Consider the following 16,024-nt stretch of genomic DNA (forward strand, 5'->3'; position numbering starts at 1 on the left):
TCAATAAGCCCTTGCAAACAATACCCTTTCTCTGGAGGGTTTGCCTGTAAGTATGCAAACGCCTGCCTCCTGCGGATTGTTCAAAGGGATACAGCGAATAGTGGCCTTTGTCTTTTCCTTGATGGCAGCCTCTGTTTCGGGGGTACCGTCCCAGTGGGCCGAAACAAACCCGCCTTTTTCATCCAGCAGCCGCTCAAAGTCTTCCCAGGTGCCTGCCGGGGTAATATGTTCGTTCCTGTACGCCAGGGCTTTATTGTAAAGGTTTTGCTGGATTTCTTCCAGCAGGGCTGTCACATTGGCAGCCAGGCCGTCCAGCGACATGCTTTCTTTGGTCCGGGTGTCCCGCCGGGCTACTTCCGCCACATTATTCTCCAGGTCCCGGGAGCCGATGGCGATGCGTACGGGCACGCCTTTCATTTCATATTCGGCAAACTTCCAGCCGGGGCGGGCATTGTCCGAATCGTCATACTTCACCCTTACACCGGCCGCTTTCAGCTCTTTCACAATGGCGTTCACTTTCTCATCTATGGGAGCTTTCTGGTCCGCTCCCTTGTAAATGGGCACAATTACCACCTGTAACGGCGCAATGCGGGGCGGTAGTATCAAACCGTCGTCGTCACTGTGCGCCATAACGAGGGCGCCTATCAGGCGGGTAGACACGCCCCAGGAGGTAGCCCATACATATTCAAGTTTATTATCCTTGTTAGAGAACTGAACATCAAAGGCTTTGGCAAAATTCTGCCCCAGGAAGTGGGAGGTACCGGCCTGCAGGGCCTTGCCATCCTGCATGAGCGCTTCAATGCAATAGGTGTCTACAGCGCCGGCAAAGCGTTCGGAGGCGGATTTCACCCCTTTCACCACGGGCAGGGCCATATAATTCTCCACAAAATCGGCGTACACGTCCAGCATGCGGCGGGTTTCCTCCACGGCCTCGTCTGGCGTGGCGTGGGCGGTGTGCCCTTCCTGCCAGAGAAATTCCGCGGTGCGGAGAAAGAGGCGGGTGCGCATTTCCCAGCGCACCACATTGGCCCACTGGTTTACGAGCAGGGGCAGGTCCCGGTAAGACTGTATCCAGTCTTTATACGTATTCCAGATAATTGTTTCAGAAGTGGGGCGTACGATCAGCTCTTCTTCCAGTTTGGCCTCGGGGTCTACGATCACGCCGCCGCCATTGGGGTCGTTCTTGAGGCGGTAATGGGTTACCACGGCGCATTCCTTGGCAAAACCTTCCACGTGGGCGGCTTCTTTGCTGAGAAAGCTCTTGGGGATGAAAAGCGGGAAATACGCGTTCTGGTGGCCTGTATCCTTAAACATCCTGTCCAGCACATCGCGCATGTTCTCCCAGAGGGCAAAGCCATAGGGCTTGATCACCATGCAGCCGCGCACGGCGGAATAGTCCGCCAGTCCGCCTTTCAAAACGAGGTCATTGTACCATTGCGCATAGTCTGCCGACCGGGCTGTAATCTCTTTGCTCATATAAGTTTTTTTCTTTTACCGTTTACCCGGTTCTCCGTGTCTTCAACTGCTTCCCTTACAGGCGGTTAATGCGGCGTTTTTTCCGTTTATCCGTTTCAGTGGCCATTCAGCAGAAACCCTGCATTTCCGGCGCTTCTGACACAATTTATTGGCGTAATATTTGTTTATATAATAATACGGAATTTGCCACGTACCTGCGCTGAAACAGATGAATATTTTAACCGGGTGTGCGAAGATAATAAAACGGTTGGTGCGCGGCCCATTCTTCAACGACAAAATTCGTTTAAATTGAGTAAATTTACATTGTTAATCAAATATCACCAGATGAGACCTATGATATATAGTGCCGTGGCTGCCGTGCTTGTGTTAAGCAGCTGTTCATCGGCATATCAAACCGCACAAACGCCGGATGATGTATATCACTCTCCGGCGAGACAACAGACCGTGTATGCCAGTAACACTGCCAGTAATACGCGAAGCGACATAGTGGAAGAGACGTATGATGACAATGGCGACACGTATGTAACTTATCAGGACGATGAGGAGCGTTATGATTACGCCCGCCGTATCGACAATTTCAGCAGGGGCTACCGCGGCAACTACTGGGATGGTTATTATTACGATGACTTTTACGGCAGTCCGAACGTTTACATCAACAATTATTACGGAAGCCGCTGGGGCGGTGGATGGGGTTCTTCTTTCTGGGGCCCGTCCTTCGGCATCGGCTTTGGCTGGGGTTACAATCCCTACCGCTGGGGCGGCATGTACAGCCCCTGGTATGGTTATCACAACCCGTGGTACAGCCCCTGGTATGGCGGCGGATGGTATGGAAGCGGCTGGTATGGCAGCGGATGGCATGGCGGCGGATGGGGTTACCCTGTATGGGGCGGCCATTATTCTTCACGCCCGTCCAACTCATGGGGCCCGAGAGGTTCTTCATCCTCCAGGGTGTTCAACAATTCCGGCAACGTGAATACCGGCAACCGCAGCACCAGCGGCGCAGCGCCCAGAAGGGTGTTTGACCGCGGCGGCACGCCCACTACCACGCCCAACAACGGCAGCAGCGCTCCGAGGAGAGTGTTTGACAGGTCTTCTTCCGAACGCCCGGCCACACAACCGAGCAACAGAAGGGTATTCCAGCGCTCCAACTCAGAACGGCCCGTTTCACAGCCGACCAACAACCGCAGCTACGAACGCAGAAGCGTACCGCAGCGCAGCGCGCCCGTAAGGAGCGAACCTACTTACAGGGCACCCGAGCGCAGCAGCGCGCCGGCCCGGTCTTATCCGAGCAGTTCTCCGTCTAACAACAGCGGCAACAACAGCGCACCGGCAAGAACATTCCGTCCCCGTGGCGGCTGATCAATACGCATTGAATGATCAATTGCGGAGAGGCACAACGGCCTTCCGTGATTGATCATTCTCTTTTATATCCTAATCCTATGCCCTTGCAGCGAAAACATGCTATTTCTCACCATACTTTTGAAAGATGGGACCAGGTTAGCTGGTATCCTGTCAGACCTCTGAAAAATAAATTGTTACCAGATGAATAAAAGGATCACATTTCTTTTGATAGCCCTTGGTGTATCTGCCCATGGATGGGCGCAGGATGAGGGAGACGCCTTGCGCTACAGCCGCCTGACCACAGGCGGTACAGCCCGTACGCAGGCCATTGGTGGGGCGGCTGGTTCTCTGGGGGGCGATGTTACCGCCGCTCACGTCAACCCGGCCGGCATCGGCTTTTTCAAAACGAGTGAAGTGGTTTTTACGCCCGGTTTTTATTTCCGCAACAACAGCGCCAGCTACCTCGGCAGCAATGCGGACGAAAGCAAATCAGGCGCCATGCTGGGCAACGCCGGCATCGTGTTTGGCATACCCACGCAAAAGAACAACAGCAAATGGCGCAACCTGGCGTTCTCGCTGGACTATAACCGCCTGGCGGACTTTAACAACACCTTCCGGCTCAATGGCGTGAACACCACCACCAGCTATACGGACCGCTGGGTGCAAGACCTGAACAACAACGGCAATCCTATCCCGTTCGATAATGCCACCATAGACTATCCCCTGGGCGCCAGCCTTGCGCTGAACACCTACCTGATAGACGCCGAGCTTGATCCCAACGGCAACCTTACCGAGTATTTTTCCGGTGTACCGATTGGCGCGGCCGGCATTCAGCAGCAGGCCATCATAAAGGAAAAAGGCGGGCAGAACGAGTTCTCCCTGGCGCTGGGCGGTAATTACAACGACCAGTGGTATATGGGCGCTTCCCTCAACTTCCCTACCCTCCGCTACGAGCGTACCCGCACCTTTGCGGAAGACGACCTCTCCGGCGATACCAACAACGACTTTTCCTACTTTGAACATACCGAGCACCTGAAAACAGACGCGGTAGGCTTCAACGCCAAGCTGGGGGCCATTTACGCGCCCATGCCGAGCCTGCGCATAGGCGCGGCTTTCCATACGCCCACCTGGTACTCCATGAGAGACCAGTCTACCGCCCGGGTGCAGGTAGATACCGAAGGTTACCAGCCAGACGGGCGGAGCGAGCGCTGGCAGGATACGGAGGAGCTGTTAGACGGCTACCCCGTGGAGTATGAGTACAACCTGAAAACGCCGTGGCGCGCGCTGGGCAGCGTGTCTTACATTTTCGGCACCAATGCGGACGTAAGCCAGCAACACGGCTTCATTACCGCCGATGTGGAATATGTGAACTACGCCGCGGCCAAATACAAGTTCAACAAAGGGGCCGCTTCAGACCGTGAGTTTGCTGACCGTTTGAACCAGTCCATTGAAAACATGTATAAAAGCACCGTCAACGTTCGCGTGGGTGGTGAAATGAAATTCACCGTACTGGCCGTACGCGCCGGTTTTGCCTACTATGGCGATCCCTACGAGAACTCCACTGTAGACGCCAGCATCAAAAAGATCAGCGGCGGTGTGGGTTACCGCAACAGGGGTTTCTTTGCAGACCTCACGTATGTACATACCCTGGCCAAAGAGGCTTACCAGCCATACTACCTGCGCGACGCAGCCGTTGCGCCCGCTACCATAGACATGTCTGGCGGCGCGGTGATGGCCACCGTAGGGTTCAAGTTCTGATCATATAAATTCCGGATACAAAGAGGAAGGAAAGGGCTGCCGCTCTTTCCTTTTTTGTTTACGGAGCATCGCCTCACCGCTTTCATTGGCTTGCTTACTCCACGTTACCTATTTTCTTCCAACTTCTGTTGCAGCCACTCCATCACCGCTTCCCCTTCCCTGGCATCAAACCACTGCATCTCCGCGTCTCTTCTGAACCAGGTGAGCTGGCGCTTGGCATACTGGCGGGTGTGGGTTTTAATGGCCGCTATGGTTTCAGGCAGGCTGGCGCGGCCATCCAGGTAGTCAAATACTTCCGTGTAGCCTACCGTCTGCAACGCATTGTGATGGCGGAAAGCCTGTACGGCCGTTACTTCTTCCACCAGCCCCGCTTCCTTCATGGCATCCACGCGGCGGTGAATATTGGCGTGGAGCAGTTCTTTGGGCAGTTGCAGGGCTATTTTGATGATGTTGAAATCTCTTTGCCGGCGGGTGGCCGTTCTGAAAGCCGTAATGGAACGCCCTGTGGCTTCCAGCACTTCCAGCGCGCGCAGGAGGCGCTGGGGGTTATGTATCTCCGCTACGGCGTAAAAAGCGGGGTCTCGCCGCTGCAACGTTTGCTGCAGCCAGAGGAGGCCGTTTTCCGCGTATTGCCGGCGTATGGCGGCGCGGACCTCTTCCGGAACGGCGGGCATTTCATCCATGCCTTCCAGGAAAGCGCGGATGTACAGGCCTGTGCCGCCTGTTACCACCGCTACGGGATGGCGGGTAAAGATATCAGCGGCGTACTGCAATGCCAGTTGCTCATACATAGCCGCATTTACTTCTTCAGTGATGGAATGGGAATTGATAAAGTAGTGGGGAACGGCAGCCAGCTCTTCCGGGGAGGGTTTGGCGGTACCGATGCTCAGCTCCCGGTAGCACTGGCGGGAATCCGCGGAGATGATCTCCGTTCCCAGCATTTGCGCCATTCGTATAGCCAGTGCCGTTTTTCCTACGGCCGTAGGGCCGGCCAGTACAACAACCGTATGTTTCATATGCTGAAAAAAGCGGGCGCAGCGCCTCGCTCCTGCTTGCTAATAAATGGTTTCATCTTCACCGCCGCCGGTTCCTTCCATGCCGTCTTCTCCTTCGCCTTCAGACTCCTCCCCTTCTTCACCAAACCCGTCTTCAGACATGCCTTCGCGGTTGAGGTCATATTTCTCTTCCATTTCCACCAGCTTGTCTCCAATAAGGCCTTTGGTGCCGTACTGGCTGGGGGCCAGGCCTTCCTTGCGTACACAGGCGGGGTAGCTGAGCTTGGCGTTCTCGTCTTTGGCAACGCCGATCAGCTCCACCAGGAAAGTCCAGTTCTTGGCAAAATCGTACAGGTAAATGAATTTCTGGTTGGGAGCCTTTACCATGGCGCCAATAGGCGTATCAGACATCATCAGCGGCTCCGCCTTGCGGGGCTGGTTGTCTGCTTCCAGTATTATTTCGCGGCCACGCTGCCAGTTATCGTTACTACGGAAAAAAGTGGCTTTGTGCTTGCTGTCAAACTCATATGCAGTCAATATGGCTTGATGGAACTGTAAAAAATTCTGGGAAGGCTTTACCGCAATGTCCCTGTAGACACTTTCATCTTCTTCCCAATAAACTCTAAACTTCAATACCGGCATATGATTAAGTTATAGGCTACCGCAAAAATACCAAATTATTTTACAGGGGTCAAATCCAGTTCTTTGGCCTTCTCCAGCATGTACTGGTAGGCAGCTTGGTAGTTGTTAGGAATAATACCGTCAAGAATGGCTTCCCTGATGGCATTTTTCAGGTCTCCCACCACGCGCCCCGGCTTGAGGCCGAACACTTCCATGATCAGCTCTCCGGTTACAGGCGGCTGCCAGTTGCGGATGCGGTCACTCTCTTCCACTGCTTTCAGCCGCTCGCGCACCAGCTCAAAATTTTCCAGGTAACGCTTTACTTTAGCGCGGTTCTTGGAGGTAATGTCCGCCTCGCAAAGCAGCATCAGCGCCTCCAGGTCTTCCCCGGCGTCAAACAGCAGTCTCCGTATAGCCGAATCTGTTATATTCTCTTTGGTGAGGCTGATAGGGCGCAGGTGCAGCTCCACCAATTTTTTCACCTGCCGCATTTTTTCATGCTGCGGCAGTTTGAGCCGGGCAAAGATGCGGGGCACCATTTTGCCCCCTACCGCATCGTGACCGTGAAACGTCCAGCCATGGCCTTCTTCAAAGCGTTTGGTGGCAGGCTTGCCAATATCGTGCAGCAGGGCGGCCCAGCGCAGCCAGAGGTCTGGCGTATGGCGGGAGATATTGTCTATCACCTGCAGCGTGTGGTAAAAATTGTCTTTATGCCCTTTGCCTTCCACCATTTCCACGCCCACCAGGTCTGTCATCTGCGGGAAAATGATCTTCAACAGGCCTGATCTGTAGAGCAGGTCCAGCCCTACGGAAGGTTTGGGAGAAAGCAATATTTTATTCAGCTCGTCCGTGATCCTTTCCTGTGAAATGATCTTGATACGCGCGGCATGGTCCGCAATGGCCTGGAAGGTTTCCGGCACTATGCTGAAATTGAGCTGGGAGGCAAAACGGATGGCGCGCATCATGCGCAGCGGATCGTCACTGAAAGTGCTGCCCGGCTCCAGCGGGGTGCGGATGAGCTTGTCTTGCAGGTCTTGCCGGCCATTGAAGGGGTCCAGCAGTTGGCCGTAGTCCGCTTGATTAAGGCTGATGGCCAGGGCGTTGATGGTAAAGTCCCGCCGCAGCTGGTCATCTTCCAGGGTGCCGGGCGCTACCTCCGGGTTGCGGGAGTCCCGGTTATAACTTTCCTTGCGGGCGCCCACAAATTCTATCTCGAGGTCTTTATAACGTATCTGTGCGGTGCCGAAGTTCTTGAAATAGTTCACTTTGAGGGAAGGGTCCAGCAGGGCGGCCACTTTGTGGGCCAGCGCAATGCCGTCTCCAACGCAAACAATATCCATATCCTTGGTGGGCCGGTCCAGCAGCTTGTCACGAACAAAGCCGCCGATGAGGTAACAGGGTACGCCCACCTGGCGGGCCGCGCCGGCCACAGTTTCGAACAAATCCATTTCCCGTTGCGTACAGGGAATCTGCATATACTTTCTGGTAGTTTAAGGCGCAAAAGTAAATGAATTGGAGCAGTAACCCAAGCAAGCGGGCTGCGGGCAGGGCATAACCGGCAGACCGGCATCAAAACGGGCCACTGCGGCAATGGACCGCTTCCCTTACGGCCGCAACACTTCCAGCTCCCCGTTCTTGCTGATACGTACAATGCGGGAAGGCTGGTGCTGCTCCTGATCATCCTGACGGTATTTTACCACATAATCCACCCCCCTCCTTATTTCCTGCGAAATATCCGCAAAACTGGCCGGCGCGGGCTCCCCGCTGATATTGGCGGACGTAGACACCAGCGGTTTGCGGAGGCGTTTCACCAGATGGCGGCAAAAAGGGTCTTTCACCAGGCGGATGGCCACGGTACCGTCTTCATGCACCACGTTGGGCGCCAGGTGCAGGGCGCCTTCATAAATAACGGTAGTAGGCCGGTCAAACCCCGCCAGCACCTCCGCAATATCAGGCGGGGGCTGTGACAGGTACTTTACCAGGTCTTTGGTATCAGCCATCAGTATGACCAGGCTTTTGGACTCGTCCCGCTTTTTCAGGCCGAATACTTTTTTCACCGCCTGCTCGTCCGTAGCATCGCAGCCTATTCCCCAGATAGTATCTGTGGGGTACAGAATGGTGCCGCCGGCCCTCAACGCGGCCAGGGCATGCTCCAGGTCGTTCTCAAAATGGATCATCTGTTACAGGTTTTCGTATACGTTCATCACTGCGGCGGCACATTTGTGTATCGTAAAATTTTGCGCATGCGCTATTCCTTTTTCTTTCATGCCCTCAACAAGCGTTCCATTTTCCGATACCTGCTCCATGGCATCCGCAATAGCCGCGGGGTTGAGGGGGTCTACATACAGGGCCGCGTTGCCGCCCGTTTCCAGAAAGCAGCTGCCCTGCGAGGTGATCACCGGCGTACGGCTCCACAGCGCTTCCAGGATGGGAATGCCGAAACCTTCGAACAACGAGGGGTACAGCAGCGCGGTGGCGCCCTGGTAGAGCGCCGGCAGGTCTTTAAAAGCGAAGCCGGCCACCTCGTTCAGCCATATCACCTGCTGTTCCAGCCCTTTCTGCCGGAGGAACTGCTTTACTTTTTCCTTGTACTGCCGCCCGTCTCCCAGCACCACCAGCGGTATGTTCAGCCGGTCTTTCAGCAGGTGCAACGCTTCGGCAATGCGCAGCAGGTTCTTGCGCTCTATCACAGACCCTACGTACAGGAAATACCGGGCCGGCAGGCCGTATTGGCGTAGCATGGCGGTAATGGCCTCCTGCGGATGCAGGGTCTCAAAAGCCGGGTCACAAGCCTGGTAACAAACGCTGATACGGTTGGCCGGCGTACTGTAAAACTGCACCAGGTCCGCTTTGGTCTGTTCGCTGATGGCTATTACGCGGCTGGCGTGCTCACAGGCGTAGCGGGCCTTTTTGCGGTAGGTAAGCACATCTACCGGGTTATATTGCCGCGGGTAGCGTTCAAAAATAAGGTCGTGCATGGTAACGGCCGTTTTGATACCGGTGCGGTGAATGCCGAAAGGCAGCTCCGCGCTGAGGCCGTGGAACACATCTACCTGTTGCCGCTGCAGGTCCCGCACCATCCAGCGGCTGCGCCATACGGACTTCAGCCAGCGGTGATGGGCCTTTACAGGCAACACTGCCCGCATGCCGGCCGGGGGCCGGAAGAGGGGCTTCGTTTTAGGCGCAAAAAGAAGATACTGGTGTTGCGGGTATGTTTCCGCGAGCGAACGGATGAGCGTGCGGCTGTAGTTACCCAGCCCCGTCCGGTTCTGGAAAGCCCGTTTGGCGTCGAAACCGATGTTCAAGGTGTGATGCGTTTTATCCGGCGGCAAAATAATATTTCTCCCTCCCACATCGTTAATATTTTTTTCTTTCTGTAAAAAATGCTAAATTGTTTGTCTGCCAGAAACGGAACACACATCTTCCAACACTATCTGCAAATAAAAAAACGTATTACCATGAAACCCAATGAGCAGGTAATCAAGCCATTTTTTGCACAGTTCCTGGAAAAACAGCGTACTACCAGGCAGGAACCGCCCATCTTCACCCTGAAGATCTGGGACCAGTTGGAACATACGCTGAAATATCCTTCAGACGGGGACGAAGTATAGTCCCGGCAGGCATCTTCATACATTTTATCTGTAACTAAAAAACATATCAAATTATGAAACCCAATGAACAGGTATTAAAGCCATTCTTTGCGCAATTCCTTGAATCGCAAATGAAAGCGGAAGAGGAGAAAAATCGCCAGGCGGCCGGTACATGGACCAGCAAGCTGGCAGACGCACCCGATCAGACGCACAAATACCCTTCAGACGGGGATGAGGAATGGTGGCTGTTATAGGCCGTCCTCGCATTCCAATTGATCATTGCAAGCAATGGCCGCGGCTGTTGCTTGTTTTTTATAAGACGGTTCCATGATTTTCTGTATCACCCATTCCCAGGACACGTATACCATTAACCTCGTACAGCAGCACCTTGAACAACTGGGCTACCCCAGCTTCCGTTTCAACTCAGACGAATTTGGCACCCGGTACCGGCTCCGCTACAAGCTCACCCCCGCCGGCCCCGAATACCAGCTGGAGCACGGCCATACCCTCATAGACGCGGCAGACATCACCGGCGTATGGTACCGCAAGCTGTGGGGACTGAAAGTGCCCCCCTCCCTGGATGCCGCCTACGTGCCCGCTTTCCTCAAGGAATACAATACTTCCCTTCACATTTTCCTGGACGCGCTGGACGTGCCCTGGATCAACCGCATAGACATTGACCACGCCGTTAGCGGCAACAAGCTGCTGCAGCTCACCGCCGCGCAGGCCGCGGGCCTGGCCGTGCCGCAAACCCTCTTCAGCAACCATGCGGAAGACGCCATCCGGTTCTATGACGATCATAACGGGGACGTAGTGGTAAAGCTGCACGGCGCCCTGTCCAAAACAATGGACGGCAAGGGCGATTTTTTTCCCACCACCCGCCTGCGCAAGGAAGACGTACCCATGCTGGAATCTCTCTCCGCCTGCCCCATGATATTGCAGGAATACATACCCAAAGACCGCGAGCTGCGCATTGTATACGTAGACGGGGAATTTTTTACCGGCAGCCTGCGCGCCCCGGAAACTACAGACTGGCGCACCGCCAGCACCACCATCATACAATGGGAACCTTTTGTGCTGCCCCCCGCGCAGGAAGAAAAGATCAGCCGGCTGATGCAGCTGCTGGGCCTGCCCTTCGGGGCCATAGACATGATCGTTCAGCCAGACGGGGAATATGTTTTCCTGGAAGTGAACCCGCAGGGAGAATGGGGCATGCTGCAGAAATATTTAGGATTTCCAATAGCCGAGACCATCGCAGAAAAACTTGTTCAAAAGATCACTCATGCCTGAAGGGAAAGTGCTGATCATCACGCATACGGCAGACAATGAGGCCGTAGACACCGTTATCCGCTACATCACTAACATGGGCGGCCGGAGCGTACGCTTTGACGTAGACCGTTACCCCGCAGACCTTACGCTGACCACCACGTACCGGCAGGGCCGCTGGGAGCTGTGGCTGGGCGAAGAGCGGCTGGACGATATTACCGCCGTATGGTACCGCCGCAGCTACCACATTGGCAAAGGGCTGGAACCTTTGCTTGACAAGGAGTTCCTAGGCTCCGCCCTGGGCGAGGTGCGGCGTACCCTCTTTGGCATGCTGGAAGGCCTGCCCTGCTTTCAGCTGGAGCGCTACAGTGTATACCGCCGGCTGGACAGCAAGGAAGAACAGCTCCGCATGGCCGTGGACTGCGGCCTGCTGGTGCCGGAAACCTGCATTACCAACTCCCCGCGGCAGCTACAGCAGTTCCTGCGGCAAACCGGCGGCCCCGTGGTAGCCAAAATGCAGAGCGCCTTTGCCATTTACCGCGAAGGCGAGGAACACGTGGTATTTACCAGCGAGATCACCGAAGCGCACCTGCTGCAGCTGGAACAACTGAAATACTGCCCCATGGTGTTCCAGGAAAAATTGCCCAAAGCGCTGGAACTACGGGTCACCATTGTAGGGCGGCAGCTTTTTTCCTTCGCCATCCATTCACAGCTGCAGCCCGGCGCGGAAACAGACTGGCGCAAGGAAGGCGCCGCGCTGGTGAACAGCTGGAAACCCTACCCCCTCCGGGAAGATATCACCCAGGCCCTCATGGCCATGATGGACGCCTACGGCCTCAACTACGGCGCCATAGACCTCATACTCACGCCAGACGGGAAATACTACTTCCTGGAAGTGAACGCCGCCGGTGAGTTTTTCTGGCTGGACCGGCTCTGCAACAACGCCATTTCCCGGCAACTGGCCGCAATATTGTTAAATGCGGCAGAAAGAAGAGAATGAACACTATCAACTGTGCGCGATTATATTATTTTTGCGGTCTAAATATTCTTAGCAATGGATGTACAGCAACAAATCCAGGCTGCGTGGAACGACCGCGGCCTGTTACAGCAAACAACGTATTCCGACGCCGTGAAAGCCGTTATTGAGGCCGTAGACAAAGGCAAACTGCGCGTAGCGGAACCGGGTGAAGGCGGCTGGAAGGTGAACGAATGGGTAAAACAGGCCATCCTGATGTATTTTTCCATACAACCGATGGAAACCATGGAGCTTCCCCCCTTTGAGTTCCATGACAAAATGAAGCTCAAGACCAACTATAAAGAGCTGGGCGTGCGCGTGGTACCCCATGCCGTGGCCCGCTACGGCGCGTTCATAGCCAAAGGCGCCATTTTGATGCCCTCCTACGTGAACATCGGCGCCTATGTAGACGAAGGCACCATGGTAGATACCTGGGCCACCGTAGGCTCCTGCGCGCAGATAGGCAAACACGTTCACCTGAGCGGCGGCGTAGGCATCGGCGGCGTGCTGGAACCCCTGCAGGCCAGCCCCGTGATCATTGAAGACGGCGTGTTTGTAGGTTCCCGCTGCATAGTGGTAGAAGGCGTACACGTAGAAAAAGAGGCCGTACTGGGCGCCAACGTGGTACTGACCCAGAGCACCAAGATCATAGACGTAAGCGGCCCCGAGCCCATTGAATACAAAGGCCGCGTTCCGGCCCGCAGCGTGGTGATACCCGGCACGTATGCCAAAAAATTCCCGGCGGGAGAATACCAGGTATCCTGCGCGCTGATCATTGGCCAGCGTAAAGCCTCTACAGACTTGAAAACCAGCCTGAACGACACGCTGCGCGAGTTCAATATTGCTGTTTAATTTTATACCTTTTTGGGTGCAGAATTTGGAAATAATTGAAAACTCCTTACCTTTGCACTCCCTGAACGGGATGCCCAGATGGCGAAATTGGTAGACGCACTGTGTTCAGGTCGCAGCGCCGGCAACGGTGTGCTGGTTCGAATCCAGTTCTGGGCACTCCACACAAAACCCGCTCTTAGAGCGGGTTTTGCATTTTATATTATTCCCTTGTTTCGCTCCTTCCTTATAAGCATTTACTGCCAACCACATCAATCAAACCAACTTGCGTGCCGGTACCATGGGAAGATACCCCTGTCCCTCTCGAAACCTGAGAAAAAAAGTCCTATTTTGCAACCAAGTATAAACCCACTTATCAGTCCCCTAATAATGGCAAAAAAAAATAAAGCAGTCAAAGAGAAAGCAATTGAAGTGACACTATGGGAAGCCGCCAACAAATTACGAGGCAGTGTGGAACCTGCTGAGTACAAACACGTGGTGCTTGGCTTGATTTTCCTGAAATTTGCCAGTGACAAGTTTGAAGAGCACAGGCAAAAACTCATTGATGAAGGTAAAGAGAAGTATATCGAAATGGTTGACTTCTACAGTATGAATAATGTCTTTTTCCTGGAAGAAATTTCACGCTGGGATTATATTAAGAAAAGAGCTAAACAAAATGATATTGCGCTTATCATTGACACTGCTCTTCATACTATTGAAAAAGATAATAAAGCGCTGAAAGGGGCCTTGCCTGATAACTATTTTTCGCGGCTGGGCCTCGATAGTTCCAAACTAGCATCGTTGATTGATGAAATTGGTAACATCAATACCCTCAAAGACAAACAACAAGACGTTGTAGGAAGGGTGTACGAATATTTTCTGAGTAAGTTTGCCCTGGCCGAAGGGAAAGGAAAGGGAGAATTTTACACCCCAAAAACCATCGTACAGTTAATAACAGAAATGATTGAACCATATAAGGGTATTATATACGATCCTGCCTGTGGTTCCGGTGGTATGTTTGTGCAATCCGTGAAGTTCATAGAAAGCCACCACGGTAATAAAATGGAAATTTCCATTTATGGTCAGGAGTATACTAACACCACCTACAAGTTGGCAAAGATGAACCTGGCCATCAGAGGGATTTCCGCCAACCTGGGTGAAAAAGCCGCCAATACCTTCAGCGATGATCAGCATAAAGACCTGAAAGCTGATTTCATAATGGCCAATCCCCCATTCAATCAAAAAGACTGGCGGGGCGAAAATGAACTAACTAGCGATCCTCGGTGGCGGGGATACGATGTTCCGCCCAAGAGCAACGCTAACTATGGTTGGATCCTCAATATGGTTTCGAAACTATCAGAGAATGGCGTAGCTGGTTTTATTCTGGCAAACGGAGCGTTAAGCGGTGGCGGAGAGGAATATAAGATTCGTAAAACACTGATTGAAAACAATTTGGTAGAGGCGATTTTAGTATTGCCGCAGGATATGTTTTATACCACCAACATAAGTGTAACACTGTGGATACTGAATAAAAACAAAAAGGAACAAACCAAAATAGTAGGCAGCGAGAGCCGCCAATACCGCGACCGGGAAAGTGAGATATTATTCATGGATTTACGGCAGATAGGCGAACCGTTCGAAAAGAAATATACACAGTTCAGCGCTCAGCATATTACAGATATCACAGCAACTTACCACGCCTGGCAGCAGCACAATAAAGGATATGCCGACATTCCTGAATACTGCTACTCAGCCGGTATCGGTGAGATCGCATCCAAAGATTTCTCATTGGTTCCAAGCAAATACATTGAATTCGTTAACAGGGATGAGAATGTGGATTTTGACGAAAAGATGCGAAGCCTCCAGACAGAGTTTACCGAACTGTTGAAAGCAGAGCAGCAATCAAGGAACGATTTACTTATGGTGTTTAAAGAACTGGGGTATGAGATTAAACTATAAACGTCTGGGTGACTATATACGGCTGGTCGATGAGCGAAACGAAGGGCTAAAAGTAAAGACACTCCTCGGGCTCAGCATTTCAAAACAATTCATCCCGTCGGTAGCCAACATCATTGGAACCGATCTTGAAAACTACAAAATTATCCGAAAGAACCAGTTTGCATGCAGTATAATGCAGGTCAGGCGTGATAAAAAAATGCCCGTCGCGTTGCTTCAGGAAGTAGATGAAGCAATTATTTCTCAAGCATATCCTGTATTTGAAATATCTCAGCCTGATGTACTCCTGCCGGAATACCTTATGATGTGGTTCTCTCGAGAAGAGTTTGACAGGGAAGCTTGTTTTTATGCCGTGGGAGGTGTTCGGGGAAGTTTGGAATGGGAGGATTTTGAGAACATGAGACTACCGATACCAATAACTGAAAAGCAAAAAGAAATAATATCCGAATATAACACTATTAGGAACCGTATTCTACTAAACAATAATCTAATTCAAAATTTAGAAAAAACGGTCCAATCAATATACAGACATTGGTTCGTTGATTTTAAATTTCAAAATGAAAGCATAAAATCGGAAGCTCCCCCCAAAGGAGAATTCCCATTTGGATGGGGAGCCGGCAGCCTCTCTGACATTGCCGATATTATTATGGGACAATCTCCTGACGGCGAGTCCTATAATGCAACAAAAAATGGCATCCCATTAATTAATGGACCTGTAGAATTTGGAGAGTATTTCGCAGAAAAAAGCAAATGGACAACCGAACCTACCAAGATGTCAATTGCTGGTGACTTAATTGTATGTGTGCGAGGGAGTACAATTGGGCGGCACGTCAAAAGCGACGATGAATATTGCCTTGGGCGCGGGGTTTGTAGTCTCAGGGCCAAAATAGGACAAAGATTCGTTGATGCCGTATATAAGGATAATCTTAGCAAACTGCTTTCGTATACCACCGGCTCGACTTTCCCAAACTGGGATGCTGTGACATTGTCAAAATTCCCGATAACCGTTCCATCCAGCCAGGCAATAGACCAGTTTGACAAAAAAGCAGAGTCTATACTCAAATTTGCTGAAACAAAGAGCTGTGAGAATACCCACCTAGCGGCCCTATCTAGCCTTCTACTCTCCAAACTCGCTACCATAGAAGATTCCGTAAAACCCAAACCAATCCCGATTTAGC

General features: G+C 52.6%; 15 protein-coding genes and 1 tRNA gene. 10 read left to right on the top strand and 6 right to left on the bottom strand.

Annotation, left to right across the window (positions count from 1 at the left end; all coding sequences use genetic code 11):
* Positions 1-1,476 (bottom strand): proline--tRNA ligase, encoded by a 1,476-nt coding sequence (gene proS / locus D3A97_RS18170; RefSeq protein WP_119079940.1) that lies wholly within the window; start codon positions 1,474-1,476, stop codon positions 1-3.
* Between the two features lie 486 nt (positions 1,477-1,962).
* Between proS and D3A97_RS18175 the strand changes: the two genes are divergently transcribed.
* Both D3A97_RS18175 and D3A97_RS18180 read left to right on the top strand, forming a co-directional pair.
* A complete protein-coding gene (locus tag D3A97_RS18175; RefSeq protein WP_119079941.1) occupies positions 1,963-2,835 on the top strand; it encodes a hypothetical protein in 873 nt (290 codons plus the stop codon).
* A 183-nt stretch (positions 2,836-3,018) separates the two neighbouring features.
* The gene (locus tag D3A97_RS18180; protein WP_119079942.1) at positions 3,019-4,575 is read left to right on the top strand and encodes an OmpP1/FadL family transporter; all 1,557 of its coding nucleotides are present in this window, start codon (positions 3,019-3,021) and stop codon (positions 4,573-4,575) included.
* A gap of 104 nt (positions 4,576-4,679) precedes the next feature.
* Here the strand turns inward: D3A97_RS18180 and miaA are convergent, their stop codons facing one another.
* From miaA to D3A97_RS18205, 5 genes are all read right to left on the bottom strand, one after another.
* Positions 4,680-5,591: a tRNA (adenosine(37)-N6)-dimethylallyltransferase MiaA gene (miaA, locus tag D3A97_RS18185; protein ID WP_119079943.1), complete on the bottom strand. Its 912-nt coding sequence runs from the start codon at positions 5,589-5,591 to the stop codon at positions 4,680-4,682.
* A 39-nt stretch (positions 5,592-5,630) separates the two neighbouring features.
* Positions 5,631-6,212: an IS1096 element passenger TnpR family protein gene (locus D3A97_RS18190; protein ID WP_119079944.1), complete on the bottom strand. Its 582-nt coding sequence runs from the start codon at positions 6,210-6,212 to the stop codon at positions 5,631-5,633.
* A 35-nt stretch (positions 6,213-6,247) separates the two neighbouring features.
* Positions 6,248-7,666: a CCA tRNA nucleotidyltransferase gene (locus tag D3A97_RS18195; RefSeq protein ID WP_119079945.1), complete on the bottom strand. Its 1,419-nt coding sequence runs from the start codon at positions 7,664-7,666 to the stop codon at positions 6,248-6,250.
* Between the two features lie 129 nt (positions 7,667-7,795).
* On the bottom strand, positions 7,796-8,368 hold the full coding sequence (locus tag D3A97_RS18200; RefSeq protein ID WP_119079946.1) for an L-threonylcarbamoyladenylate synthase: 573 nt from the start codon (positions 8,366-8,368) through the stop codon (positions 7,796-7,798).
* 3 nt (positions 8,369-8,371) lie between these two features.
* Complete coding sequence (locus tag D3A97_RS18205) at positions 8,372-9,496, bottom strand: glycosyltransferase family 4 protein (protein WP_119079947.1); 1,125 nt, start codon at positions 9,494-9,496, stop codon at positions 8,372-8,374.
* Between the two features lie 153 nt (positions 9,497-9,649).
* Here D3A97_RS18205 and D3A97_RS18210 point away from each other — a divergent pair, with 153 nt between their 5' ends.
* From D3A97_RS18210 to D3A97_RS18245, 8 genes are all read left to right on the top strand, one after another.
* Positions 9,650-9,802 carry a microviridin/marinostatin family tricyclic proteinase inhibitor gene (locus D3A97_RS18210; RefSeq protein ID WP_157986617.1) on the top strand — a complete coding sequence of 51 codons (153 nt, stop codon included), beginning with the start codon at positions 9,650-9,652 and terminating at the stop codon, positions 9,800-9,802.
* A gap of 53 nt (positions 9,803-9,855) precedes the next feature.
* Positions 9,856-10,035, top strand: coding sequence for a microviridin/marinostatin family tricyclic proteinase inhibitor (locus D3A97_RS18215; RefSeq protein WP_119079949.1), 180 nt, complete (start codon positions 9,856-9,858; stop codon positions 10,033-10,035).
* 73 nt (positions 10,036-10,108) lie between these two features.
* Positions 10,109-11,071, top strand: coding sequence for an MvdC/MvdD family ATP grasp protein (locus D3A97_RS18220; protein WP_119079950.1), 963 nt, complete (start codon positions 10,109-10,111; stop codon positions 11,069-11,071).
* Complete coding sequence (locus D3A97_RS18225) at positions 11,046-12,047, top strand: MvdC/MvdD family ATP grasp protein (RefSeq protein ID WP_198674056.1); 1,002 nt, start codon at positions 11,046-11,048, stop codon at positions 12,045-12,047. The genes D3A97_RS18220 and D3A97_RS18225 overlap by 26 nt, the downstream gene beginning before the upstream one ends.
* 54 nt (positions 12,048-12,101) lie before the next feature.
* Positions 12,102-12,914, top strand: a complete 813-nt coding sequence (locus D3A97_RS18230) for a 2,3,4,5-tetrahydropyridine-2,6-dicarboxylate N-succinyltransferase (protein ID WP_119079952.1) — start codon at positions 12,102-12,104, stop codon at positions 12,912-12,914.
* 72 nt (positions 12,915-12,986) lie between these two features.
* Positions 12,987-13,070 (top strand) — tRNA-Leu (locus D3A97_RS18235).
* 171 nt (positions 13,071-13,241) lie between these two features.
* Complete coding sequence (locus tag D3A97_RS18240) at positions 13,242-14,849, top strand: type I restriction-modification system subunit M (RefSeq protein ID WP_198674057.1); 1,608 nt, start codon at positions 13,242-13,244, stop codon at positions 14,847-14,849.
* A complete protein-coding gene (locus D3A97_RS18245; protein ID WP_119079954.1) occupies positions 14,833-16,023 on the top strand; it encodes a restriction endonuclease subunit S in 1,191 nt (396 codons plus the stop codon). The genes D3A97_RS18240 and D3A97_RS18245 overlap by 17 nt, the downstream gene beginning before the upstream one ends.
* The last annotated feature ends 1 nt before the right edge of the window (position 16,024 follow it).

The sequence above is a fragment of the Chitinophaga alhagiae genome, from assembly GCF_003568665.1.
Taxonomy (GTDB): domain Bacteria; phylum Bacteroidota; class Bacteroidia; order Chitinophagales; family Chitinophagaceae; genus Chitinophaga; species Chitinophaga alhagiae.

What these genes read in the sequence shown, in the direction of transcription:
- proS (WP_119079940.1), bottom strand. Translation starts at nt 1,476, where the DNA reads ATGAGCAAAGAGATTACAGCCCGGTCGGCAGACTATGCGCAATGGTAC.
- D3A97_RS18180 (WP_119079942.1), top strand. Translation starts at nt 3,019, where the DNA reads ATGAATAAAAGGATCACATTTCTTTTGATAGCCCTTGGTGTATCTGCC.
- miaA (WP_119079943.1), bottom strand. Translation starts at nt 5,591, where the DNA reads ATGAAACATACGGTTGTTGTACTGGCCGGCCCTACGGCCGTAGGAAAA.
- D3A97_RS18190 (WP_119079944.1), bottom strand. Translation starts at nt 6,212, where the DNA reads ATGCCGGTATTGAAGTTTAGAGTTTATTGGGAAGAAGATGAAAGTGTC.
- D3A97_RS18195 (WP_119079945.1), bottom strand. Translation starts at nt 7,666, where the DNA reads ATGCAGATTCCCTGTACGCAACGGGAAATGGATTTGTTCGAAACTGTG.
- D3A97_RS18200 (WP_119079946.1), bottom strand. Translation starts at nt 8,368, where the DNA reads ATGATCCATTTTGAGAACGACCTGGAGCATGCCCTGGCCGCGTTGAGG.
- D3A97_RS18210 (WP_157986617.1), top strand. Translation starts at nt 9,650, where the DNA reads ATGAAACCCAATGAGCAGGTAATCAAGCCATTTTTTGCACAGTTCCTG.
- D3A97_RS18215 (WP_119079949.1), top strand. Translation starts at nt 9,856, where the DNA reads ATGAAACCCAATGAACAGGTATTAAAGCCATTCTTTGCGCAATTCCTT.
- D3A97_RS18220 (WP_119079950.1), top strand. Translation starts at nt 10,109, where the DNA reads ATGATTTTCTGTATCACCCATTCCCAGGACACGTATACCATTAACCTC.
- D3A97_RS18230 (WP_119079952.1), top strand. Translation starts at nt 12,102, where the DNA reads ATGGATGTACAGCAACAAATCCAGGCTGCGTGGAACGACCGCGGCCTG.
- D3A97_RS18245 (WP_119079954.1), top strand. Translation starts at nt 14,833, where the DNA reads ATGAGATTAAACTATAAACGTCTGGGTGACTATATACGGCTGGTCGAT.